Below are 22918 nucleotides of genomic sequence, written 5' to 3'. Positions count from 1 at the left end.
GACCTCATTGTCCGATTTGAGCCGTTTGTTGCCCGGCTTGCCCAGATGCGTTGCGTTTGCAGACTTTCGCTTCGATTTGCAGTGGCTCTTTACCGGCTTCCGGGCCCTGGACTTCGACGGCTAGCAGGTTCTGCGAAGCCCAGTCCTCGTCGGTGCGCAATTGGAAGGCGAAACGTCCGTCGGTTTCTGCGGTATCCGGTTTTTCGATCTTGATGTCCTCGTGGCGCCCATTCATGTACCAGAGGGTGGCTTGCAAGGTTTTCACCGAGGTGTCGGCGAAGCGGATGTCGACCTGGTGGCTGCCGTTACGCAGATCCATGTTCTTGCTGTTGACCATCAATTCGTTCGTGCCCGGCTTGAGCGCGGTCTTGCTGCTCATCACTGCCGGCTTGCCTTCGCAACCGTTGTTGTCCAGCAGCGCCATCATCTGGCGATAGATGGTTTCCTGGTCCAGGCGATACAGCGGCGAGAATTCCCAGATGAGGATTTTCGGCGGGTTCTTCTGGAAGTCTTCGCTGCCCAGGTACTGGATCATCGCGCCCTCGAAACCGCCGCCAGGGAAGGCAACGTTGAGGATATCGGCGCCGATGTCTTCCTGCAGGAAGCCGGCAAAGTTGTAGTTCTTGCCGCTGTGACTGGTGCCCACGAGGGTGATCTGCGGGTTGCCGGAGTCGCCGAACAGGTCACCGTCGCCGGCCTCGCCCTTAGGCTCGGTGGTGAACTGATCCATGTACTGGATCGCGTAGCTGGTGCCGCACAGTTGCCCGGCCATGTTGTGCAGGGTGCCGGTCTTGCCCATGCGGCCGGACCTCTTGGTCTCGAACTCACGCTTGGGAATGTCGGCGAAGGCCGGGAGCTGCTTGACCTTTTCGGCGACGATCTTGGCCGTGCGCTGGGCGCCGTACGGGGTCCAGTGCTGGTCGCCACGGAAATAGAAATCGTGGGCCGGCAGGGTTTCGGGCAGGTTTTCGTTGGTCAGCGGCGACAGGTCCGGCACCACGTAACCCATCTGGGCGAAACGACCGAGCATGGATTTGTAGTTGGTCAGGGCCTTGTCGAAGTTGAAGCTGGCCTTCTCCTGGGCATTGAGCTTGTTGCGGTTTACCAGGCCCCGGGTCGGCTGGTAGACAAGCACCAGCTCGACGCCTTTGGCCTTGAACGCATCGTGCAACTGCTGCAGGCGTTTGTAGCCGGACGCGGTGGTGTTGAATTCGGTACGCAGGTCTTCCTGGGTCCGGAACAGCCAGTCGCCCTGGGCCTGTACCAGTGTGGTGAAGTTCTGCTGGTAGCGCGTGGTGTAGTTCTTTGCGTCATGGGCTGCCGGACACAGGTTGCAGCACGGCTCGGCGGTAAAGGTCGGTGCCTTGATTTCATCGGCACGGGCGCCGCTTGCAGCGGCCAGAATGCCGGCAGTCAGGGCAGACAGGCCCAAAAGTTTGATCATCTGTGGGTTCATAAAGGTCATCCTCAGTCCCGCATTTCGGTCTGGCGTTCGACAGGGTCGATCAGCACGGCTTTCTGCTGGCGCACCAGCAGGTCGAGAATTTCATCCTGGCGCTCGCCGAGAATTCCCGAGAAGCTGATGCCGCTGGATTTGGTCGGCGCGAGCATGGACACGCGGTACAGCTCGACGCTCAATGGCGAGTCGATGGACAGCGGGCCGCTGCCATTGGCAGCCAGTTCGCCGCCGACCACGATCAGCGAGACCTGGGCGTCGAACGGGTCGAGCTTGATGTCCCGGTCGGTGTCGGACAGGTCTTTGATGTGGCCGTAGAGACCGGTCAAGCCGTTGGCCATGGACACGTTTTCGTAGAGGCGGATGTTCACGCTGTTACGAATGCGAATGCCGTGGCGGCGATTGCTGATCACTTTGTTGCCCCACAACAGGTTGTCGGCACTCTCGTAGAGCGTGATGCCGTCGGTGTGGTTCTTGTAGATTTCGTTGTAGGCGATCAGGTTGTTCACGCTGTTACGGTCGATCACCAGGCCCGAGAGTTTGTTGTCGTAACTGCGGTTGTTGAAAATGAAGCTGTCGTTGACCTCGCGGGAAATAATGATCCCGTGTTTTTTCTTGGTCCCGTAGACAGTGTTGTCGGCAATGATCAGCCGATGGGAACGGTCATGGGGGTCGATGCCATAGACGATGTTGTCTTTGTAGGTGTTGCCCTTGATCACGAAATCGCGGGTCTCGTAGCAGTAGAAGCCGTACCACATGTCCGAGAACTCGGAACCGATGATCCAACCGGTGGGTTCCGGGCGCTTGAGGACCTTGGCCATGTTCGGCGTGTACTGCGAAATACTCACCCCGTACGACTTACTGTTGGCGTAGCCGAAGCTGGCCATTTTCGAGTTCACGATGTACGTCTCGGTGCCACCCCAGGCCAGCAGGAACGGACGGAACTCGTTGGGCGAACGGAACGTGGCGGGGCCGTTGTCCTTTTCGCGCCAGCCGGTGACCTTGGTGTCGCTGATGAACATCTGGCCATCGTTGACCAGGAACGAGCCTCCCTCCTGGGACAGGCGCAGTTCCTGGGTCTGTTTGTCGATTTCCAGGATGCCTTTCTGGCCAACCACGATCGGAATCTTCGCCAGGTACACACCCGGCGAGGTTTCGATGACGTACTTGGGCACCTTCTTGGCCAGGTCCTTCAGGTTCATGTAGCCGTCGTCAAGGAAGATGGCCTGTGGGATGCCGTGCTGACGCACCACCCATTCGGCCATCTTGTTGTCGCCGCCGATGAAGTCCTTCAGGGCGTTTTCCTGCATCATCCGCCGCACGCTGACCTTGCCGACTTTGGTCCGCACGATCTTGGCCGCAGCCGCTTCGGCGGTGTAGCCCTTGAGGTCGGGCAGGGTCGGCGTGGCCAGCTCCAGCGGTGCGGTCGGCGCGCTGCTGACGGTGTAGGTCTTGGCTTGTTGCAGTTCCTTGACCACTTTGCCCGGTTTGACCACCGGTTCAACGTTGGCGAACGCCGGCGAGCCGGCCAGCAGCATCGCTGCGACCAACAGGCTGATCGAACCTTTCATCGCCTGGCTGTTCCTGAGGTAGCGGTTCATATCGGGCACTCCCATGGCCATTCGCATCAGAAGCGCCAGATCACGTCGACAAAGGCGCGATGCATGTACGAATCGACCTCTTTGCCGTAAGCGTCGCCTGGCTTGAACACGCCGCCACGAAAGCGCACCAGCGCCGACGGCTCATCAATGGACTGACTCAGCGCGGCCGGCAGCAGGCCTTGCTTGAAGTACTTGGTGACGACCAGGTCGACTTCCTGGCCCAGGTCCTTGTTACCGTCGCGCAGTGGCAGGGACGAGGTGGACAGGATCGCGCCGGTCACGTCGTCGGTGTTGTTTTCCACGGCGTTGATACCGTTGCTGCCCACCGGCTTGTTGCCATCCACGCGCCAGAACTTGTGGTAGACCAGGCTGGCGTCGTATTCGTCGCGCAGTTGCCAGGAACCGAACAGGCTGGCGCTCTGGGTGTTGGCCATTTCGCCACGGAACGCTTCGCCGAAACGGTGCACGCGCGAGCGGGTGCCGGTGAAGTTCGAGCGGTTGCTCTGCAGGCCGTTCTGTTCGTAGTCCTCGCTGGCGCGGGCATAGGCCGCACCGACTTGCCATTGCGGGTCCAGGCGCAGGCGGATACCCAGGTCAGTGGCCCAGCCGTCCACGTCATCGCTGTGCTTGGCTTCTGTTGGGCGCGTGCCGTCGGCATTGAGCGGGTTGACGGTGTCACGCTCGCCGGTCATGCCGGTAAGGCTGGCCCAGTAGTTGACGGTGTTGGTGTTGCGCCAGTTGTAGGCGTCGCTGTTGGCTTCCAGGCCCAGCCAGGTCAAGTCACCGTTCTCGGTCTTGTCCAGGGTGTCGGTGGCTTCGCCCGGGGTCGGGTAGTCGAGGCTGCCGTCGTCATGGGAGTGGTGGGCACGGATACCGGCCCACTGGCCTGGCATCCACTGGTAGCCCACGTCGCCGTAGACGTGCAGGCGGTCCTTGTCCTTGGGGGACAATTCCTTGAGGTCGGTGCGGTATTCGCTGAAGCGTTCGGCCACACCGAGGTTGGCCCGCAGCAAGGTGGTGTCGAAGGTCCAGTTCAGGGCTTCGATGTTGGTGTCGCGCCATTGGCCGTCGTCATTGCGCAGGCGCTGGCGACCGAACTTCAGCTGCTCGCCCGGGTAGGGGGTCAGGCCACTGTAGCCAATCCAGAACTCGCGCATGGCCAGGTAGCTTTTCTTGGCTTCGCGATCACCGCTGTCGGTTTGCTGGGTGCTGCCATCGGACTGTTGCAGGGTGTCGGTCTCGATGATGTCGCTGGACGTCACGGCCTGGGCCATGGCGTAGGCGCTCCAGGCGCCGCTTTCACCGTAGACCCACGGCCGCAGGTCCAGGCCGATACCGTTGACGTCGCCACCGCTCTGGGTGCCGAGGTCGCGGTCGTCTTCGGACTGGCCGGTGACTTTCACTTCCAGGCCGAAATTCTTGCTCTCGGTCAGCGCTGCCAGGGTCGGGCAGGACCACAGCAGGGCAAACGACAGGCCAATACCAGCCTGCACAAAAGGATTGAGCTTCAAAAGCTTCATAGAGGTTCCTCGCCGTCATCTTCTTTTAGGGCTTGCAGTTCCAGCGTATCGGGGCTCATCGAGCCGCGAACGGCCTGCTCTTGTTGTAGCAGGCGTTGCGCTTGTGCAAGTTGCTGCGGCGGCAATTGTGCTTCGAGGGTTTGGGCAAGCTCGATGGCTTGCGGGGTGTTCTGCACCTTGGCCAACTGGCTGAACACGTAGGCGTTGACTGGGTTGGGCTTGGTGCCCTTGCCTTGGGAGAACAGCTGGGCAATGGCAAAGTCGGCGCTGTTCTGGCCGTTGCGGGCGGCCTTGAGCAGGTGGTCCAGGGCTTTTTGCGAGTACACCTTGCCCAGGTAACCGCGGCGATAGATCTGGCCGAGGTAGTAGTCGGCGGCCACTTCGCGGCCAACGGCTTTCTGGAAATGCTCCTCGGCAACCTTGGCATCGGCCGGGACCCACTTGCCTTCGTAGTAAAGCTTGCCCAGCAACAGCTCGGCGCGCGGCTGATCGGCGGCGCGGCCGTTTTCCAGGTACTGCATCATCTTGTCGACGTCACCCAGTTCCGGGAAGTCGTAGAGCAGCTGTGCCAGGCTGACCCAGGCAGCGGGATAGCCAGGGGCGATGCCTTCGAGCAACGACTGGGCGGTTTTTTCGTCGGTCTTGCCCAGGCTCGCATCGGCCAGGACGCGGGCGACGCTGTCCACGCGTTGAGCGGATACGACGCCACGGGCGTGACCGTCTTGCATCTGCTTGAGCAACTCGGCCTGCTGTTCCGGCTGGCCGCGCTTCTGATAGACCGTGGCCAGTTCGACGTAGCAGATGTCGGTGGTCGCCAGTGCGGCCTTGCAGACCTTCTCGACTTCGTCCAGGTGCTGGTCGTAGGTGCCTTGGGTGCGGTAGAGCAGAATCTGCGCCAGGCCCGCTTCCGGGTAACCGGCACTGCGCCATTGGTTGATCTGCTGCTGAGCGTTCACGTTCGGGAAGCTGTGGGGATATTGCAGGTACAGCATCGCCAGCGGGATCAGGGTGCCACCTTGACCGTTGGCGAAGGCTTCCTTCAGCAGTCCTTCGGCTTCGTGCTTTTCAGCTTCAGTGGAACCGGGCTTGGCCACCAGCAGGCGACCCAGGCGAGCCTGGGCCCGCGGCGAGATATCGGCGGCGGCGCGGTAAGTCGCCTCGGCTTTTTTCATCTGCTCGGGGTCGCGACTGTCCACCTGGATGTCGGCCAGGCCGACCTGGGCTTCGCTGTAGCCCAGGTCTGCCAGTTGCTGATAGTTCTGCTGCGCCAGCGCCGTGTCGCCGCGCTTGAGGGCTTCGTTGGCCAGGCGTTGATCGGGCAGGCCGGCGCAACCGGCCAGGCTGACGGCCAGTGCCAGGGCACACAGTGTTCCCATGTTGGAACGAGTTTGCGGCATATCATCCTGACCGCGTTGATCCTTTCGCGAGCAAGCTCGCTCCCACAGAGTCTGTGGGGTGTTCAGGATTTTTATAATGGTCACGGGCATATCCTCGACTTAAATACCGACGGCCATGGCTTTGTCGATCAGCCAGTTCAGGTTCGGGCCACGGTCGCTGGTGACTTCTACCGGACGGCCGGCCAGCGAGCTGTCCAGGGGTTCGTCAGGTTGGATCAGCACACGGATATCGGAGGACAGGTCGGCACTTTTCAGGCTGGTGCTGCTGACGATCTTGCCGGTACGGGTGGTGTCTTCGCCGGCGACCTGGAAGTTGACTGGCGTACCTGGGCGCACGTCGCCGAACTGGCGATAGGAGAAGCGCGCTTCGACGTTGGCTTCGGTGCCCCGTGGGACCAGTTGGAAGATCACGTCGCCCTTGCTGGCGTATTGGCCGTCGGCGACCAGTTGCTGGGTCACGATGCAGTCGCACGGCGAGGTCAGGGTGCCGGTCATTTGCTTGCCGAACAGCTCCTCGACCTTGGCCGGCTGCAGCTGATTATCGTCCAGGTGACCTTTGAGCACGTCGAGCATGCTGGTGCTGAAGGTCGCCAGCGGGGCGCCCTTGGCGGCCACGCCGTCGGTCTTGACCAGGCTCTGCACGGTGCCGTCGCGCGGCATGGTGATGGCCATGCCCGGTACATTCACCAGGCCTGCCTGGGCGTGGCTGACGAAGTACATGCCGTACACCGACTTGAAGATGAACCCGAACGCCGCCAGGCCAACGACGAAGACCCCCAGGCTGAAGGTCACGGCGCGCAGGCGGCCGAAGGCACTCATGCCACCGTTTTCATCTTTCTGCTTGCGAGCCTTGGTGAAGTTGTCGCGCTGCAGGGTCGCCAGCACGTCGCCGACACCGACGATGTCGCCGGCCAGGTGCGAGGTGATGATGTGACGCAGTGTCGAGATATCCCGAGGCTCCAGGTTCTGGAACTGGCAGCCGGTGCGACCGGTCTGGCGATCATAGGAGCGGATCTGCAGTTCCACGTCCATGGCCAGGCCAAGGTTGTCGATGACGAACTGCAGGCGGCCCTTGTAGGACTCGCCGACCTTGAGCGGCATCTGGCCGGCGTTGAAGCACAGGCCACCGGCGGACAGGTCCAGGACCTTGACTTCCATCGGCGTACGATCAGGGCCGAAGAAGCGCAGCTTGGCCGGGATTTTCACTCGGGCGTGTTGGCGCTGGGCTTCGGATTCATGCACTACGTTGACATTCACGGCGGTGTTCATAGGGGCGATTTCCTAGTTAATTCATTCAAGTCCGGTCAGACCATCGTCAGCAGCACGGCGACAAAAATGCTGCCGGCGGAGAAGGTCATGGTCCGAGACGACCAAGTGTTGAACCAACGTTGAAAGCTGGCGAGATCACGGGTCAGGTGGGTGGGCTGGCGGGTCCAGGACTGTTGATCGAGGCGGAAGAACACGTAGATCTTCACCAGGGCACCGACGATCTGGTTGTAATAGAGAATCGCCGGGTAGGCAGGGCCGATCCGGTGTCCGGAGCACGACAACAACAGGGTCAACAGCAACCGCGTGATGCCGATCCACAGCAGGTACACCAGGATGAACGCGGTGCCGTACTTGAAACTGGCGATCAGTGCCACGGTCAGGCCCAGCAGCGAGGTCCACATCGACACGCGCTGGTCGAACAGCACCACCGAGGTGAACAGGCCCAGACGCTTCAAGCCCAGGCCAAGTGCCCGGGAGTTCTGCCGCAGGTTGTTGCCGTACCAGCGGAACATCAGCTTGCGGCTGGCCTTGATGAAGCTCTTCTCCGGCGGGTGTTCAACGGTGTTGATCGCCGCATCGGGCACGTAGAACGTGTCGTAGCCCAGGCGCATCAGGCTGAACCAGCTCGACTTGTCATCGCCGGTCAGGAACTTGAAGCGACCCAGGCGCCAGTGTTGCAGCGAGTCGCTTTCCACGTCGGCAATGAAGTCCGGGTTGGTGACCACGGTGGCGCGGAACACTGACATGCGGCCGGTCATGGTCAGCACGCGCTTGGACAAGGCCATGGAGCACATGTTGATGTGACGCTGGGCGAAACGCAGCTTGTGCCATTCGCTCATGATGTAGCCGCCGCGCACTTCGCAGAACTCGTTGGTGGTCAGGCCGCCGACGTTGCCGAACAGCTGGAACCACGGCACGGTCTTGCGCACGACGCCTTCGGCGAGCACGGTGTCGCCGTCGATCACGGCGACCACGGCGCGGTCGTCCGGCAGGTGGCGGGAGATGGCGCGGAAACCATAGGCCAGGCCGTCACGCTTGCCGGTGCCAGGGATGCGCACGAAGTCCAGCTTGACCCGCGCTGGCGGATTCATGCGGGCCCAGAGGCTCTTGACCAGCAGTTCGTCGGACATTTCCACGATGGAGCAAACCACGGTGGTGGGCAGCCCGCAGTCGATGGCTTCGCGGATCACCGAGCTGTAGACCTGGGCGGTGGTCAGCGCGTCGATCCGGAAACTGGTGACCATCAGGTACACATGGGACGGATCCGCCGCCTTGCCCAGCTTGCGTACCTTGCGGCGCAGGTGCGGGTAGACGATGTACAGGAAGATCATGCCGCGCACGAAATGCGTTGCTCCCATGGAGTAACGCCAGATGCCCACGGCGCCGATCAGGAAGATGAAATCCTTGGATTCGGAGTCGAACGTGGACGTGGGCAGCGCCATGGCGATGCCCATCAATAAACTCAAGTAAAACAGCCAACCGGCGGCCTGAAGCAGGCCGTGCTTTAGCCTGTGCATAATCTGCATCCGTCTCTATCTCGGGCGGGCCTTGTGGGCGGCCCGATGGGTTAAGGCAGGCGAAAGGCCGGCCGGGGCATGCCCCGGCCGGCAAACAGACTTACCAGCAGATGCCTTCGGTCCGGCCACTCGGGTTGGTGGCCTTGGACATGAAGCCGACCAGGTCGATGACCTGCTTGCCTTCCGGTACGTTTTCGGTCAACGCGCGGAACTTCTCGTCGCGGTTGCCCAGGATGATGATGTCGGAGCTGTCGATCACCGAGTCGAAATCGGAGTTGAGCAAGGACGAGACGTGAGGAATCTTCGACTCGATGTAATCCTTGTTCGCACCGTGGACGCGGGCGTATTCGACGTTGCTGTCGTAGATCTTCAGGTCGAAACCCTTGCCGATCAGCATTTCCGCCAGCTCTACCAGCGGGCTTTCACGCAGGTCGTCGGTGCCGGCCTTGAAGCTCAGGCCCAGCAGGGCGACTTTGCGCTTGTCGTGGCTGGAAACGATGTCGAAAGCGTTCTGCACTTGGGATTCGTTGCTGCGCATCAGCGAGTTGAGCAGCGGCGCTTCCACGTCCAGGGAACCGGCGCGATAGGTCAGGGCACGAACGTCCTTGGGCAGGCAGGAACCACCGAAGGCAAAGCCTGGGCGCATGTAGTACTGGGACAGGTTCAGGGCCTTGTCCTGGCAGACCACGTCCATCACTTCACGGCCATCGACGCCGACGGCCTTGGCGATGTTGCCGATCTCGTTGGCGAAGGTCACCTTGGTGGCGTGCCACACGTTGCAGGTGTACTTGATCATCTCGGCGACCGCGATGTCCTTGCGGATGATCGGCGCATCGAGCTCTTCGTACAGCGATTGCAGAACGTCACCAGAGGCTTTGTCGAACTCACCGATAACGGTCATCGGCGGTTGGTCGTAGTCTTTGATGGCGGTGCTTTCGCGCAGGAACTCAGGGTTGACCGCGACACCGAAATCGACGCCGGCTTTCTTGCCGGAGCAGTCTTCCAGGATCGGGATGACAACGTTTGCCACAGTGCCTGGCAATACGGTGCTACGAACCACGATGGTGTGGCGGGTAGTCTTGTCACGCAGGACAAAACCGATTTCGCGGCACACGGCTTCGATGTAGTTCAGTTCCAGGTCGCCGTTCTTTTTGCTCGGTGTACCGACACAAATCATCGACAGGTCAGTATCGCGAATCGCTTCGGCGAAGTTGGTCGTACCGCGCAGTCGGCCTGTTTGAATGCCTTGCGCCAATAGCTCGCCAAGACCAGGTTCAACGATTGGCGATTTGCCCGCGTTGATCATGTCGATTTTGTCTTTGGCGACATCTACGCCAACTACATCATGGCCCCGTGCAGACAGGCAACCGGCACATACTGCACCGACGTAACCCAAACCAAATATGCTAATGCGCATCGCATTTCCCTCTGTTTTTCACGCCATTAAATGGCCGGAGTTAATAGTGTTCAGCGGTCATAGTGCACTCGGAAGTGTGGAATGCAGGCGCCACAATGCCGTGTGCAGGCATACTAAGTTCCGAGTGTCTAAATAAATGCACTCAAGTTGTGCGCAATGTGGCCTAGTTGTTATGACCTGCCCTGTTATGCAGCCAGTCCTCGTTATCGGGAACGCTCGTGCAAAGGTCCTTCACTTTTGATCCCTGGCAAAAAGCCCACAAAATCAAAAGGTTGTGTGCTCGGGTGAGCACGTTATAGGGGCGCAGCCTTGGCCTTGTAGGGGATAGTAATGGTGCGTTATCTCCCATCCTTTAAGGGTGGATCCGATTAGAAGACCGTTTCGCTAAGTTGTCGTGACAACTTGGTTAATCCGTTCGACGTCCTGTGTAAGTTATCTCGTACACACTCGCCGAGAATCGTTACGGATGGTATGAGCCGTGCGATTTCACATAGTTCCGATCCGCTCATCGCGATTTTCGAAATTTTTCGAAATATTATCCAAGATGGCACTGGCCTCAATATGATGGCACTTGCCGTTTCGCCCTTTATTAATGGGGAGTTAGGTGGCTTAGATGGTTTTGTGCCACTACCGATGAAAAAAATCGGTGCCACTACGCAAAAAACTGACGAGTGTCGAGTGAAAGAAAAGTTAGCGCAGGGGTGGGTTGATTTATTGGCGCCATGAAACTGGCGAAGTGGGCGATGAACTAAGATGACAAATAGGGAGATGATCGAAGCCCCCGATCAGGGGGCGGTATAAGGTCATGCCTTATTCGGGGGCGTGATCGCGCAGGAAAACCAATTTGTCTCGGCTCGATTGTTGAGCGTTGAAGCGGTAGCCCTGTACATCGAACTGGCTGAGTGCCGCAGGGTCGTTGATCCGTTCCTGAATCACGAAACGACTCATCAGGCCCCGGGCTTTCTTGGCGTAGAAGCTGATGATTTTGTACTGGCCATTTTTCAGGTCCCTGAATTCGGTATCGATGACGCGCGCTTTCAGGGCGCTACGCTTGACCGCCGAGAAGTATTCATTGGACGCCAGGTTCAGCAGTACATCGTCGCCCTGGTCGGCCAAGGCTTCGTTCAGCCATTGGCTGATGCGCGTGCCCCAGAAAGCGTAAAGGTCCTTGCCCCGGGCATTGGCCAGCTTCGTGCCCATTTCCAGGCGATAGGGTTGCATCAGGTCCAGTGGACGCAGCAGGCCATAGAGGCCAGAGAGCATGCGCAAATGTTGCTGGGCGTAGTCGAAGTCGGCGTCGCCAAAGCTTTGCGCATCGAGGCCTGTGTACACATCACCCTTGAAGGCCAGCAGTGCCTGCTTGGCATTGGCCGGGGTGAACGCCGGTGTCCAGCTACCGAATCGCGCGGCATTGAGGCCGCCGATCTTGTCGGAGACGTGCATCAGCTCGCTGATCTGGGTCGGGGAGAGTTCACGCAACTGCTCGATCAGTTCCTGGGAGTGATCCAGGTACTGCGGCTGGGTGAAACGCTCGGTGGCCGGCGGTGTTTCGTAATCGAGGGTCTTGGCGGGGGAAATCACCATCAGCATGAAATCGTCTCCTTGAGGGTGCGGCGATTCTAGGGGGTTGTCCGGGTGGACTCCAGCTATTGGGTTGATAGGTGATGGATGGGAGAGTATCAACGGGCGTTTGTGGTGAGGGAGTTGTGGCAGCAAAGTCTGTGGGAGCAAGCTTTGCTCCCACAGGTCTGCTCCCCAAGTTCCCTGATCACAAGGGTATTGGGCCAGGATCGGCTATGATGCCGCGCGGGTTTCGTTATGGAGACATCCCTTTTGCGTATCGTTCTTCTGTTATCGGCCTGGCTGTTGAGCCTGGGTGCCATTGCCGCGCCCAACGACGTCGCGACCCTGGACCGCAGCACCTGGCCGGAACAACTCACCAGCCCGACGCTGTTCGACGTGGCCTCGCGGGCCGAGATCCTGATGTTCGCCCGGGTCCTGCTGGACGTCGATGCCATGGACGAAATTGCGCTCAAGCAGTACCTGGGGCTGCGCACTGTCAATATGGTTGCGATCGACGCGCTTCGCGCCCGGCTGTGGCAGCGGTTGCTGACCAACTACAACTTTGCCCAGCGCAGCTGCGATCAGGACGCTTCCTTCTGTTACCTGGTCGACGACATGGCGACCCTGCGCGAAGAGGCGCGCAGGTTCCATCTGGATGACAACTCCTACTACATCAAGTGGGCCGCGCCGAGCCAGATATTTCATACCCAATACCGCGATGAACTGCTGCGTAAAGCCGCGCTTTTTCCGCAAACCAGCAGCGAAATCGAACGTTTTGGCGATTACGAGCGCAACGGCGAAGACATGAACGATCGCCTGTTCCTGCTGACCTTCGACAGCGCCGCCAACGTTGTGCCGGACAACACCCCGTGGTTGGCCGAATACCTGCGCAAGGCGAACATCAATGGCACCTTCTTCGTACTGGGAAAGGACATCCAGGCACGGCTGCAAGAGGGTTCGGTCAACAGTCTCCAGGCGTTGTATTCGAGACAATGCGTGGGCGTGCAGGGCTGGGAGTTTCGCTCCCACAGCCATTGGCAGGACTGGCAGGACTCGATCCGACGCAGTGTCGAGTTGGTCAAGGGCAAGCTGCCCGAGAATTACGTACCGCTGTTCCGCCCACCCCAAGGTCAACGTCGTGGCGATGCCGAAGGGTTTTTCCGGCAGCAGGGCTTGCAAGTGGCGCTGTGGGACATCGACCCCCAGGACAGCAACAATCGGCTCAAGCCTGAGCAAAGCGCCCAGCGTGTGCTGACCCTGATGCTGTTGTGGCGCCACGGGGTGATCAATTTCAATGCCAAGCACGATGGGGTGAAAACGGCAATGCCCTGGCTCATGGCGCAGACGGCGCAAAGCGGGATCGGTTGGGCGGACTGCCAGGAAGCGTTTCGCTGAAACCTGAAAAGGCCCGGAAACATTGGGGAAAGAGGAAAAGTTGGCACACATTCATGACAACCGGACTTCCGACTTTAACGGCGCAATGGCGGTACGCCAAGGGTTATTCGTCACTCTGAAAAATAAACTTCAAAAAAGCGTCAAAGTGCTTTTTCCTGTCATGGTTTTTGGAGTATCAAGAAGTCAGACCGCCGAAACCTGCAACACAGGTGGCGTCTTCCAAGACCCAGATTGTGTGCAGTTCACCTGAATCCTCGCGGGTGAATTCGGTGGCTACCTCGAGGCGCAGCACTGTCACGGTATTGCGTCGAATGGCCCCCACATAGGTGACCGAGTATGGATGACCACGGACGTAGCCTTTCCTCCAACCAGCCAATCCTCTATGTACTCGATACCAACGTATTGATCCACGATCCAAATGCCCTGCTGAACTTCGAAGAACACCACGTTGCCATCCCGATGACCGTGCTTGAGGAGCTGGACAAACTCAAGGGCGGACACCACAGCGTTGCGGCCGAATGCCGGCAGGCGATCCGCCTGATCGACAAGACCCTGGGCGATGCCTCTCCGGAGGACGTTGAGCTTGGCGTGCCGATCCAGCGCGGCAAAAGTGGTCCCAAGGGCCTGCTTTCGATCCTGATGAGCAAGCGCACCGAACCCAACCTGGTGCTACCTGAACACCTGAACGACAACATCATCATCAACCAGTTGATCGACCTGCACGCGCGCACCAAGGACCAGGCCGTGGTGCTGGTGACCAAAGACATCAACATGCGTCTCAAGGCCCGCGCCTGCGGGATCGCGGCGGAGGACTACAGCACCGACCAGTTGGTCGACGACGTCTCGCTGTTGCCCAACGGCTATCACACCATGACCGGCTCCTTCTGGGACCGTGTGAGCAAGGTCGAGACCCGCCAGGACCACGGCCGCACCTGGCACCAGGTGCAGTTGATCGACAACCTGCCGGCGGTGCACATCAACGAGTTCATCATCGACGAACAAGGCTTCGTCGGCTGGATCAAGGAAATCCAGGTCGACAAGCTGTTGATCCTTGACCTGCACCAGGAACCTTTGCTGCATCAGGAAGCCTGGGGCCTCAAGCCCCGTGACATCTACCAGAGCCTGGCCCTGTTCGCCTTGCTCGACCCGGATATCCACCTGGTCAACCTGTCCGGCGCCGCCGGTTCCGGCAAGACCATCCTGGCCCTGGCCGCTGCCATCGAGCAGACCATGGTCAGCAAACGCTACCGGCGCATCATCGCCACCCGCAGCGTGCAGGGCCTGGACCAGGAAATCGGTTTCCTGCCTGGCACCGAGGCGGAGAAAATGGAGCCGTGGCTGGGGGCGATCACCGACAACCTCGAAGCCTTGCACATGGATGACGAAAGCACCCATGGCAGCGTCGACTACATCCTCAGCAAAGTGCCGTTGCAGTTCAAATCCCTCAACTACATTCGGGGGCGCAGCTTCCAGCAGAGCCTGATCCTGATCGACGAATGCCAGAACCTGACCCCGCACCAGATGAAAACCATCATCACCCGTGCCGGTGCCGGTTCCAAAGTGGTGTGCCTGGGTAACCTGGCGCAGATCGACACCCCTTACCTGTCCGCGACCAGCTCCGGGCTGACCTACCTGACCGAACGCTTCAAGGACTTCCCCAATGGGGTCCACATCACCCTGCAGGGCGTACCTCGCTCGATCCTGGCCGAATACGCCGAATCTCACCTGTAACCCCAACCGGACCGGGCGACCCTACGGTCGCCCGGTTTTTTCTGCGTGACGCTTAACCCCCTGTGGGAGCGGGCTTGCTCGCGATGGCGGTGTATCAATTGACATATAGGCTGCCTGACACGCCCCCTTCGCGAGCAAGCCCGCTCCCACAAGGGGGATTTGCAGTGTTTGCGCAATTGCAGGTCATCACAGGGTGCGACAATCAACCCTGCCGGAATTTGACCCACAGGTTTACAATCGACGCTCCCGATCAGGAGTAACCCTGTGCTGACTCATCTCGATTCCCAAGGTCGCGCCAACATGGTCGACGTGACCGACAAGGCCGTGACGTTCCGTGAAGCCACGGCCGAGGCCTTTGTGCGCATGTTGCCCGACACACTGCAGATGATCGTCAGCGGCGGTCACCCCAAGGGCGATGTGTTCGCCGTTGCACGCATTGCCGGCATCCAGGCTGCCAAGAAAACCAGTGACCTGATTCCGCTCTGCCACCCGCTGTTGCTCACCGGCGTCAAGGTCGAACTCAATGCCGAAGGCGAGGACCGGGTGCGCATCGTCGCCCGCTGCAAACTGTCGGGGCAGACTGGCGTGGAAATGGAGGCCCTCACCGCCGCCAGCGTCGCCGCGCTGACCATCTACGACATGTGCAAGGCCGTCGACCGTGGCATGACCATCGAAGGCGTGCGGGTGTTGGAAAAACTCGGCGGCAAGAGCGGCCACTTCCAGGCGGATGCGTCATGAACATCACCGTGAAGTTCTTTGCCCGTTACCGTGAAGCGCTGGGTGTGGACTCGGTCAACGTGGAAGGCGATTTCGCCACGGTCGACGATGTGCGCGTGCTGCTTGCCCAAGGTGGCAGTGCCGAGGTGCTGAAGGAACAGAACCTGATGTGCGCGCGCAACGAAGACCTGTGCCAGCTCGACGAACCGCTGGCGGACGGCGACGAAGTGGCGTTTTTCCCCACTGTGACCGGAGGTTGAACCATGGCGATACGTGTGCAGGTCGAACCGTTCGACGCAGGGGGCGAAGTCAACGCGATGCACGCGGCCAATGTCGGCGTCGGAGCGGTGGTGAGTTTTGTCGGCTACGTGCGTGACTTCAATGACGGCCTCGATGTGTCCGGGATGTTCCTGGAGCATTACCCGGGCATGACCGAAAAAGCCTTGGGCAAGATCGCCACCGAGGCCGAGCAGCGCTGGCCGTTGCTCAAGCTGGAGGTGCTGCACCGTATCGGTGCCCTGGAGCCGGGCGAGCCGATTGTCTTCGTCGCGGCCGCCAGTGCCCATCGCCAGGCGGCATTCGATGCCTGCGCCTTTGTCATGGACTACCTCAAGACTCGAGCGCCGTTCTGGAAAAAGGAAAACACCGCCGACGGCCCGCGCTGGGTCGAAGGGCGGGACAGTGATCATGCTGCGGCGGATCGCTGGAAGCAGTGAGCAACCTGTTGTTTTTTCGCAAGCTATAAGTCCGTCATCGCGAGCAAGCTCGCTCCCACAAGGGACCTTTGTACAACGAAGTTCCACTGTGGGAGCGAGTTTGCTCGCGATGAGGCCGTCAACCTCCCATCACTTTCCCCTGCCTGCCAATTGACGATGTGTACATTAAAGTCCAGTATGGATTTATAAGTACATATAAAGTCATCGCCCCACCTTTCTCTGCCAAACCAACAACAACCCGCGAGAGATCGATCATGAAGAAACTTCCCCTCATCACCGGCCTGGCCTTGAGCCTGTTGGCTTCCAGCAGTCTGTTCGCTGCCGAAAAAACCTTGCGCATCGGCATCGAGGCGGCGTACCCGCCATTTGCTTCCAAGACCTCGGAAGGCAAGATCGAGGGGTTCGACTATGACATTGGCAATGCCCTGTGCGCGCAGATGCAAGTCAAGTGCGAGTGGATTGAAGGTGAGTTCGACGGGCTGATTCCGTCGCTCAAGGTGAAGAAGATCGACCTGGCGCTGTCGTCCATGACCATCACTCAAGAGCGCAAGAAATCGGTGGACTTCACCCACAAGTACTACTTCACCTCATCGCGCCTGGTCATGAAGGAAGGGGCGGTGGTCGATGACCAGTACGCCAGCCTCAAGGGTAAGACCGTCGGTGTGCAGCGGGCCACCACCACTGACCGCTACGCCACTGAAGTCCTCGAGCCCAAGGGTGTGATCGTCAAGCGCTACAGCAACAACGAAGAAATCTACATGGACTTGGCGTCCGGTCGCCTGGACGCGATTTTCGCCGACACCATCCCGCTGGAAGACTTCCTGTCGATGCCACGTGGCAAGGGCTATGCGTTTGTCGGCCCCGAACTCAAGGACCCGAAATACGTCGGCGAAGGCGCCGGTATCGCGGTTCGCAAGGGCAATACCCAACTGGTGGCGGACTTGAACAAGGCCATCGATGGGATTCGGGCCAATGGGGAGTATCAGAAGATCCAGGCCAAGTATTTCAAGTCGGATATCTACGGCGACTGATTGACCGCCATCGCGAGCAAGCTCGCTCCCACAGGGAATTTGCGTCGTACACAATATTTGTGTGCAATGAGATCAAATGTGGGAGCGAGCTTGCTCGCGATGAGGCTAGGCCTGGCAATACAAAAACTCAGCCTTTCAATTCCTTCAAATGTTTGTACACCGTCGCCCGCCCCATATTCAGTACGTTCGCCACATAGTTGGACGCGCTCTTGCCCTTGAACGCGCCTTCGGCATGCAGCGCCAGCACCAGCTCGCGTTTGTGGTCGCGGGTCAGCAGGTTCAGGCTCAATTGACGCTCGCGCATCCAGGCGTGCAGGAAGGTGTTGATCCGCTCCTGCCAGTCATCGCGAAACAGTGAGTCCGGCTGAGGGATCAACTTGCTCGGCGACAGGAACAGATCCAGCGCGGCCTTGGCATTCTCGAACAGCGAAATATTCAGGTTGATGCACAGCACCGCCAGCGGATGACCGTCAGCGTCGCGCAGTACGCTGCTGAGGCTGCGAATCTTCTGCCCATCCCAGTTCAGCTTTTCGTACGGCCCGATGTTACGGTCGCTGACGTCTTCGCTGAGCATGTCTTCCAGGGACGAGTCATCGCCAATTTCACGCTTGGACAGGTTGTTGGCGATGTAATCGACTTTCTGCGAGCGCAGGTCGTGCAGCACCACTTCGGCGTGGGGGTAGAACAGCGTGGCGATGGCGTCGGCGATGGTGCGGAAGTTTTCCAGCGCCGGATCGGGTGGCGAGGCAGTCATGACAGGGCTCCAGGCAGCGTCAGCGCCCCGTGAAACAGGGGCGCGGGGGAGTGTGCCGCAATCGCGGCGATGCGTCACCTCAAGGTGGCTCGGCTCAGGCGCTCGGGTGACAGCATGGCGCTGTTCAGGCCGAAACGGGACAGGGCCTCGGGCAGCGGCTGGCCACGCACCAGCGCCGCGCTGGCCTGGCCCATGGCCGGTGAGGTCTGGATGCCGTAGCCACCCTGGGCCGCGACCCAGTACAGCCCGGGCACCTGTGGATCGAAACCGGACAGCAGGTCACCGTCAGGCACGAAACTGCGCAAGCCGGCCCAGGTACGGGTCGGGCGGCGGATGGTCAGGGTGGTGGCTTCTTCGATCTGGTATATGCCCATGGCAATGTCCAGTTCTTCCGGCTGCACGTCATGGGGTTCCACCGGATCGGCGTTGGCTGGCGAGCCGAGGAACATGCCGGCGTCGGGCTTCATGTAGAAGGATTCGTCCAGGCTCACCAGCATTGGCCAGTCATGGATATCCACGCCCTCGGGCCCGGCAAAGATGAATGCTGCACGCCGCTTGGGCTGCAACCCCAGCTTGCGGGCTCCGGCCATTTCGGCAATGTGATCGGCCCAGGCGCCGGCAGCATTGATCAGCACCGGCGCGGTGAACGTCTGGTTGGCGGTTTTCACCTGCCACAGCCCCTGGTCAGCGCGGCTCAACTGCTGCACTTCGCTGTCGGTGTGCACTTCACCGCCACTGCGACGAATACCGCGCAGGTAGCCTTGGTGCAGTGCATCGGTGTCGATGTCGCAGGCCGTGGGATCGTAGATCGCACCGTGCACTTTTTCCCGTCGCAGGATCGGCAGCCGCACACAGGCTTCCTCGGCGCTGAGCAGTTGCATCTGCGGCACCGTGGCCTTGGCGCTGAGGTACTGGTTGTTCAGCTCGGCCGGGTCGCCGGTGAAATCCACGGTCATTTCGCCCCGTGGGGTCAGCAAGGGATGTTCACAGAAACCGGCTGGCGGGGCGTCGAAAAAATCGCGACTGGCCTGGGTCAATGCCCGCACCTGAGGGGTGCCGTAGGCGGCGGTGTACAGCGCCGCCGAACGTCCGGTGGAGTGGTAGGCCGGATGTGATTCGCGTTCGAGCACAATCACCCGGCCGTGGGGGGCGAGCCAGTAACCGGTGGATGCACCGGCGATGCCGCCGCCGATGATGATGAAATCTGCTTGTGTCATGAAGCTCTCCTGTGGAGCACGGTGCCGGGAGTCCGAGGAATTTGTGGGGGCGGCGGTGCGGCGATCCCACAGGGAATCGAGTCGTGTCAGTGGTGGTGCAACCGGTAAAGCGCATTCGCCAGCGCAACATCTTCCAGCCCCAGGCCGATGGACCGGAAGAACACGTGGCGTTGGTAGTCGGGACGCTCCACGTGTTCGCTGAGCAATTCAGGCAAATCGCCGACGATACTCGACGCCGCCCAGCCGTATTGTTCGCCGGCGATCAGCATTTCACCGGCCGAGCCTGGGGTGGTCTGACGATAGTCGCAGAACACGTCCATGTCGTTGAGACTTTGAGGGGGGACTTCATGGGCGCGTGGGGCGTTGGTGCTGATGGAGGTGATCAGCGCCGGTTTGCCCAGCATTTTCGGGTCGAGCACCGCTTTGGCGGACGAGGTGCAGAGCATCACCACATCGGCGTCGTGCAGCGCCGCTTCAAGGGTGTTGGCGATGTGCAGGCGAGGGTCCAGGTCGGTGATCGAAGCCAGCATGTGTGCCGTTTTGCCTTTCAGGCTGGGCGAATAGAGGCTGATTGCTTGCCAGTCCCGCAGGTCCTTGACGTATTGCACATGTGCCCGCGCCACTGCGCCGCTGCCGATGACCGCCAGGCGCCGGGCATTGTGCGGGGCAAGGGCATCGATGGCGACGGCGGTGGTGGCGGCGGTGCGGGCGGTCGTCAGTTCGGCGGAATCGCACAGCAGCAGTGGCTGGCCGGTCTGCATCGACATCAACAAGGTCCAGGCGGTTACCAGTGGGCCTTGCTCGCGCACGATGTAGGGCGAGGTCTTGACCCCGTAGACCTGGTCTTCAGCCAGCACACCCAGGTAATTGATGAAGTCCCCGGCGCCTTGGGGAAACACCACCAATTGCTGGGGCGGCTGCACCGCTTGTCCAGCGGCCAGGTCGCGAAACAGTTTGCGCAGGATTTGCGGCACGTCGATTTGACCGAGCAGTTCCCGGGCCTGGGCTTGGGTCATCAAATAGGGCGTGCTGGACATGGGGGACTCCGGGAAGCTTGAGTAAACTAATTTGTCCATTATGGACTTTTAGTTTAACTGAGCAATATCCCGAGGCAAAAAAAAGCGCAGCCTGTCTTGGCTGCGCTTTTTTGGGGAGACGGTTAAGGGCGCTTGCGCTCGACCGGCCGCAGCAGGTGGGTCGGGGGCATTTCGCAACTGATCTTGCGGCCCAGCAACGTTTCGATCGACGGCAACTGGTAGGAGTCATCTTCGCCAGCGAAGCTGATCGAAACCCCGGCGGCCCCGGCACGACCGGTACGACCGATGCGGTGCACGTAGTCGTCCGGCACTTCCGGCAGGGTGAAGTTGATCACGTGGCTGATGCCGTCGATGTGGATACCACGACCGGCCACGTCGGTGGCCACCAGCACACGGATCTTGCCCTCGCGGAAACCTTCGAGGGTCTTGATGCGCTTGTGCTGGGGAACGTCGCCCGAGAGCTGGGCCGCGTTGACGCCATCGCGCACCAGGCGTTCTTCGATACGCCGCACTTCGTCCTTGCGGTTGGCGAACACCATCACGCGTTCCCAACCGTTGTCGTTGACCAGGTTGTAGAGCAGCTTGTACTTGTCGGCCCCGGCGACTGCATAGATGTGTTGCTCGACGTTTTCGCTGGCGACGTTCTCGGCTTCGATCTCGACGATGGCGGGGTCGGTGGTCCACTGCTTGGCCAGGTTCATCACGTCTTCGGTGAAGGTGGCGGAGAACAGCAGGGTCTGGCGTTCGCTTTTCGGTGGAGTCTGGCGAATGATCTGGCGCACTTGCGGGATGAAGCCCATGTCGAGCATGCGGTCGGCTTCGTCCAGTACCATCACTTCGACCATGTCCAGGTGCACGTCGCCGCGCTGGTTGAAGTCCAGCAGGCGGCCCGGCGTGGCGACCAGGATGTCGCAGTGACGGGCCTCGAGGTGCTTGAGCTGTTTGTCGAAATCCATGCCGCCCACGAACGTCATGACGTTCAGGCCGGTGTACTTGGTCAGGTCGGCGGCGTCCTTGGCGATCTGCACCACCAGCTCGCGGGTCGGCGCGATGATCAGCGCCCGCGGTTCGCCCATGTAGCGTTCCTTGGGCGGCGGGGTCTGGAGCAACTGGGTGATGATGGAAATCAGGAACGCGGCGGTCTTGCCGGTGCCGGTCTGGGCGCGACCGATGGCGTCTTTGCCGGCGAGGGTGTAGCCGAGCACTTGCGCCTGGATCGGCGTGCAGTACGGGAAACCCAGGTCCTGGATGGCATGCATCAGTTCCGGGGCGAGCTTGAAGTCGTGGAAGCGGGTCTTGCCTTCCTGGGGTTCTACGACGAAGTCCTCGAGCTTCCAGGCGACGACCGGCGGTTTCGGTGCGCGTTCGCGGCGTGGCCTGGGGGCTTCGTTACGTGGCTTTTCCGCTGCCGGGGCGGTGACAGGTTGGGAGGCGGGCTCTTTTATTGCCTGTGCAACGGGGGCAGTCCGGCGCGGTTGTTGCGCATCGGTGCGGCTTGGGCCGTGGACGGGGGCGCTTGCGCCAGGCGCGAGTTGCTCGGCCTCGCTTTTACCGAACATCTTCTTGAGTGCTTTGAGCACGGTCATCTCATCGATTGGTTAAGGAATGTACGCCGGCCAGTGTAATGCAAGAAACGGGCGCGGCGTAGTGTGATTGTCAAGGGACCGGCGTGGCGGTCAGCCACTTAGCGCAACCGCTCGGCCAGCCAGGTGCCGATGTCGCGAATCTCCTCGGGTAACACTTCGTGGCCCATTGGGTATTCTCGCCATGTCACGGTGACACCATGCTGCTTTAAATACTCTTTCGCAGTCCGCCCCATGGGGTTGAGTACCACTTCGTCGTATTGCCCGTGCAGCGCCAGGACCGGAATGCGTTGCTGGCTGGCCGATAATTGCAGCTCATCGCTGAAAGTCGGTGCATAAGTAGACAGCGCCACCACGCCACCCAGCGGGCCCTGCCATTTCACGAATGCCGTGTGATAGACCACCGCGCCGCCTTGGGAGAAACCCGCCAGGAAAATCCGCGAGGCGTCTATTCCGCTGGCTCGCTGGGTGTCGATCAAGTCGATGACCCGTTGTGCCGACGCTTCGAGCTGCTGTTCGTCAATGGCCCGCGCGGGGCTCAAGGCGCGGATGTCGTACCAACTGGGCATGGCATAGCCGCCGTTGATCGTTACTGGTTGGGTCGGTGCCTGGGGTAGAAGGAAACGCGTGGTGAGTAAACTTTGCTGCAACATTTCGGCAACCGGCAGGAAATCAAAACGATCGGCGCCCAGGCCGTGGAGCCAGATAACGCACGCGTCGGCAGTGCTGCTGGGCTCAAGAATCAGGGGGTCGGTCATGGTTGTGCTCCAAATCTGTGCGGGCGCGCCCAATCAGTGCGTGATTTCAGTGCGTGCCCGGTGTCTCAGTTAATTAGATGTCGCAAAGTTGAAAGTTTTTGTCTTGACGTGTTTTACAACGGCTAAGCGCAGCGGTCTGGTACGGGCTTTGCTACGGGTGTACCTGAGTGATGATTCTTACGCTGTGCGGTAACACTATCAGTTCACCGCTACGCATGGGATATCAGAAATCCGGTGAT

The 22918-nt window shown here is 60.3% G+C and carries 21 protein-coding genes; 8 read left to right on the top strand and 13 right to left on the bottom strand.

Features of this window, described 5'->3' with window-relative positions; all coding sequences use genetic code 11:
* Positions 1–4 precede the first annotated feature (4 nt).
* The 7 genes from GFU70_RS23125 to GFU70_RS23095 all read right to left on the bottom strand — a co-directional run bounded on the left by GFU70_RS23125 (position 5) and on the right by GFU70_RS23095 (position 10177).
* Entirely contained in the window at positions 5–1456 is a 1452-nt protein-coding gene (locus GFU70_RS23125; protein WP_058542767.1) for an alginate O-acetyltransferase, read from the bottom strand.
* A gap of 11 nt (positions 1457–1467) precedes the next feature.
* Positions 1468–3057, bottom strand: a complete 1590-nt coding sequence (gene algG / locus GFU70_RS23120) for a mannuronan 5-epimerase AlgG (protein ID WP_058542768.1) — start codon at positions 3055–3057, stop codon at positions 1468–1470.
* A gap of 26 nt (positions 3058–3083) precedes the next feature.
* A complete protein-coding gene (locus tag GFU70_RS23115) occupies positions 3084–4568 on the bottom strand; it encodes an alginate export family protein (RefSeq protein WP_153389190.1) in 1485 nt (494 codons plus the stop codon).
* 5 nt (positions 4569–4573) lie between these two features.
* A complete protein-coding gene (algK, locus tag GFU70_RS23110; protein ID WP_413468826.1) occupies positions 4574–6064 on the bottom strand; it encodes an alginate biosynthesis TPR repeat lipoprotein AlgK in 1491 nt (496 codons plus the stop codon).
* Between the two features lie 9 nt (positions 6065–6073).
* Positions 6074–7243: an alginate biosynthesis protein Alg44 gene (locus GFU70_RS23105; RefSeq protein WP_064106954.1), complete on the bottom strand. Its 1170-nt coding sequence runs from the start codon at positions 7241–7243 to the stop codon at positions 6074–6076.
* Positions 7244–7278: 35 nt separating this feature from the next.
* Complete coding sequence (gene alg8, locus GFU70_RS23100) at positions 7279–8760, bottom strand: mannuronan synthase (protein ID WP_413468825.1); 1482 nt, start codon at positions 8758–8760, stop codon at positions 7279–7281.
* Positions 8761–8860: 100 nt separating this feature from the next.
* Positions 8861–10177 (bottom strand): nucleotide sugar dehydrogenase, encoded by a 1317-nt coding sequence (locus GFU70_RS23095; protein WP_153388862.1) that lies wholly within the window; start codon positions 10175–10177, stop codon positions 8861–8863.
* A gap of 471 nt (positions 10178–10648) precedes the next feature.
* Between GFU70_RS23095 and GFU70_RS23090 the strand changes: the two genes are divergently transcribed.
* Entirely contained in the window at positions 10649–10903 is a 255-nt protein-coding gene (locus GFU70_RS23090) for a hypothetical protein (RefSeq protein WP_133247175.1), read from the top strand.
* Positions 10904–10987: 84 nt separating this feature from the next.
* Here GFU70_RS23090 and yaaA read toward each other — a convergent pair whose 3' ends face one another.
* Positions 10988–11767, bottom strand: a complete 780-nt coding sequence (gene yaaA / locus GFU70_RS23085; protein WP_058542771.1) for a peroxide stress protein YaaA — start codon at positions 11765–11767, stop codon at positions 10988–10990.
* 243 nt (positions 11768–12010) lie between these two features.
* On the opposite strand from yaaA, the gene GFU70_RS23080 reads away from it, so the two are divergent.
* From GFU70_RS23080 to GFU70_RS23050, 7 genes are all read left to right on the top strand, one after another.
* A complete protein-coding gene (locus GFU70_RS23080) occupies positions 12011–13135 on the top strand; it encodes a polysaccharide deacetylase family protein (RefSeq protein WP_058542772.1) in 1125 nt (374 codons plus the stop codon).
* A 40-nt stretch (positions 13136–13175) separates the two neighbouring features.
* Entirely contained in the window at positions 13176–13385 is a 210-nt protein-coding gene (locus GFU70_RS23075; protein WP_153388861.1) for a hypothetical protein, read from the top strand.
* A gap of 86 nt (positions 13386–13471) precedes the next feature.
* On the top strand, positions 13472–14866 hold the full coding sequence (locus GFU70_RS23070; protein WP_058542773.1) for a PhoH family protein: 1395 nt from the start codon (positions 13472–13474) through the stop codon (positions 14864–14866).
* Positions 14867–15130: 264 nt separating this feature from the next.
* Positions 15131–15604, top strand: a complete 474-nt coding sequence (gene moaC / locus GFU70_RS23065) for a cyclic pyranopterin monophosphate synthase MoaC (RefSeq protein WP_058542774.1) — start codon at positions 15131–15133, stop codon at positions 15602–15604.
* Positions 15601–15843: a MoaD/ThiS family protein gene (locus GFU70_RS23060; RefSeq protein WP_058542775.1), complete on the top strand. Its 243-nt coding sequence runs from the start codon at positions 15601–15603 to the stop codon at positions 15841–15843. The genes moaC and GFU70_RS23060 overlap by 4 nt, the downstream gene beginning before the upstream one ends.
* Positions 15844–15846: 3 nt before the next feature.
* Complete coding sequence (gene moaE, locus GFU70_RS23055) at positions 15847–16299, top strand: molybdopterin synthase catalytic subunit MoaE (RefSeq protein ID WP_058542776.1); 453 nt, start codon at positions 15847–15849, stop codon at positions 16297–16299.
* A gap of 254 nt (positions 16300–16553) precedes the next feature.
* Positions 16554–17330 carry an ABC transporter substrate-binding protein gene (locus GFU70_RS23050; protein WP_058542777.1) on the top strand — a complete coding sequence of 259 codons (777 nt, stop codon included), beginning with the start codon at positions 16554–16556 and terminating at the stop codon, positions 17328–17330.
* A 127-nt stretch (positions 17331–17457) separates the two neighbouring features.
* Here GFU70_RS23050 and GFU70_RS23045 read toward each other — a convergent pair whose 3' ends face one another.
* The 5 genes from GFU70_RS23045 to GFU70_RS23025 all read right to left on the bottom strand — a co-directional run bounded on the left by GFU70_RS23045 (position 17458) and on the right by GFU70_RS23025 (position 22679).
* Positions 17458–18084, bottom strand: coding sequence for a transcriptional regulator (locus GFU70_RS23045; protein ID WP_058542778.1), 627 nt, complete (start codon positions 18082–18084; stop codon positions 17458–17460).
* Between the two features lie 74 nt (positions 18085–18158).
* Positions 18159–19301, bottom strand: coding sequence for an NAD(P)/FAD-dependent oxidoreductase (locus tag GFU70_RS23040; RefSeq protein ID WP_153388860.1), 1143 nt, complete (start codon positions 19299–19301; stop codon positions 18159–18161).
* Positions 19302–19387: 86 nt separating this feature from the next.
* Entirely contained in the window at positions 19388–20338 is a 951-nt protein-coding gene (locus GFU70_RS23035; RefSeq protein ID WP_058542780.1) for an ornithine cyclodeaminase family protein, read from the bottom strand.
* A gap of 122 nt (positions 20339–20460) precedes the next feature.
* Positions 20461–21924: an ATP-dependent RNA helicase RhlB gene (rhlB, locus tag GFU70_RS23030; protein WP_153388859.1), complete on the bottom strand. Its 1464-nt coding sequence runs from the start codon at positions 21922–21924 to the stop codon at positions 20461–20463.
* 98 nt (positions 21925–22022) lie between these two features.
* Entirely contained in the window at positions 22023–22679 is a 657-nt protein-coding gene (locus tag GFU70_RS23025) for an alpha/beta hydrolase (RefSeq protein ID WP_058542782.1), read from the bottom strand.
* Positions 22680–22918: the final 239 nt, after the last annotated feature.

It is taken from the genome of Pseudomonas brassicacearum, assembly GCF_009601685.2.
GTDB lineage: Bacteria > Pseudomonadota > Gammaproteobacteria > Pseudomonadales > Pseudomonadaceae > Aquipseudomonas > Aquipseudomonas kilonensis_B.
Note: the sequence above shows the minus strand (reverse complement) of the source record. Positions and strands in the feature narration are given on the sequence as shown.

What these genes read in the sequence shown, in the direction of transcription:
- moaE (WP_058542776.1), top strand. Translation starts at nt 15,847, where the DNA reads ATGGCGATACGTGTGCAGGTCGAACCGTTCGACGCAGGGGGCGAAGTC.
- GFU70_RS23050 (WP_058542777.1), top strand. Translation starts at nt 16,554, where the DNA reads ATGAAGAAACTTCCCCTCATCACCGGCCTGGCCTTGAGCCTGTTGGCT.
- GFU70_RS23095 (WP_153388862.1), bottom strand. Translation starts at nt 10,177, where the DNA reads ATGCGCATTAGCATATTTGGTTTGGGTTACGTCGGTGCAGTATGTGCC.
- algG (WP_058542768.1), bottom strand. Translation starts at nt 3,057, where the DNA reads ATGAACCGCTACCTCAGGAACAGCCAGGCGATGAAAGGTTCGATCAGC.
- GFU70_RS23105 (WP_064106954.1), bottom strand. Translation starts at nt 7,243, where the DNA reads ATGAACACCGCCGTGAATGTCAACGTAGTGCATGAATCCGAAGCCCAG.
- yaaA (WP_058542771.1), bottom strand. Translation starts at nt 11,767, where the DNA reads ATGCTGATGGTGATTTCCCCCGCCAAGACCCTCGATTACGAAACACCG.
- GFU70_RS23090 (WP_133247175.1), top strand. Translation starts at nt 10,649, where the DNA reads ATGAGCCGTGCGATTTCACATAGTTCCGATCCGCTCATCGCGATTTTC.
- GFU70_RS23045 (WP_058542778.1), bottom strand. Translation starts at nt 18,084, where the DNA reads ATGACTGCCTCGCCACCCGATCCGGCGCTGGAAAACTTCCGCACCATC.
- GFU70_RS23060 (WP_058542775.1), top strand. Translation starts at nt 15,601, where the DNA reads ATGAACATCACCGTGAAGTTCTTTGCCCGTTACCGTGAAGCGCTGGGT.
- alg8 (WP_413468825.1), bottom strand. Translation starts at nt 8,760, where the DNA reads ATGCACAGGCTAAAGCACGGCCTGCTTCAGGCCGCCGGTTGGCTGTTT.
- GFU70_RS23035 (WP_058542780.1), bottom strand. Translation starts at nt 20,338, where the DNA reads ATGTCCAGCACGCCCTATTTGATGACCCAAGCCCAGGCCCGGGAACTG.
- GFU70_RS23125 (WP_058542767.1), bottom strand. Translation starts at nt 1,456, where the DNA reads ATGAACCCACAGATGATCAAACTTTTGGGCCTGTCTGCCCTGACTGCC.
- GFU70_RS23025 (WP_058542782.1), bottom strand. Translation starts at nt 22,679, where the DNA reads ATGACCGACCCCCTGATTCTTGAGCCCAGCAGCACTGCCGACGCGTGC.
- GFU70_RS23070 (WP_058542773.1), top strand. Translation starts at nt 13,472, where the DNA reads ATGGATGACCACGGACGTAGCCTTTCCTCCAACCAGCCAATCCTCTAT.
- GFU70_RS23040 (WP_153388860.1), bottom strand. Translation starts at nt 19,301, where the DNA reads ATGACACAAGCAGATTTCATCATCATCGGCGGCGGCATCGCCGGTGCA.
- algK (WP_413468826.1), bottom strand. Translation starts at nt 6,064, where the DNA reads ATGCCCGTGACCATTATAAAAATCCTGAACACCCCACAGACTCTGTGG.
- rhlB (WP_153388859.1), bottom strand. Translation starts at nt 21,924, where the DNA reads ATGACCGTGCTCAAAGCACTCAAGAAGATGTTCGGTAAAAGCGAGGCC.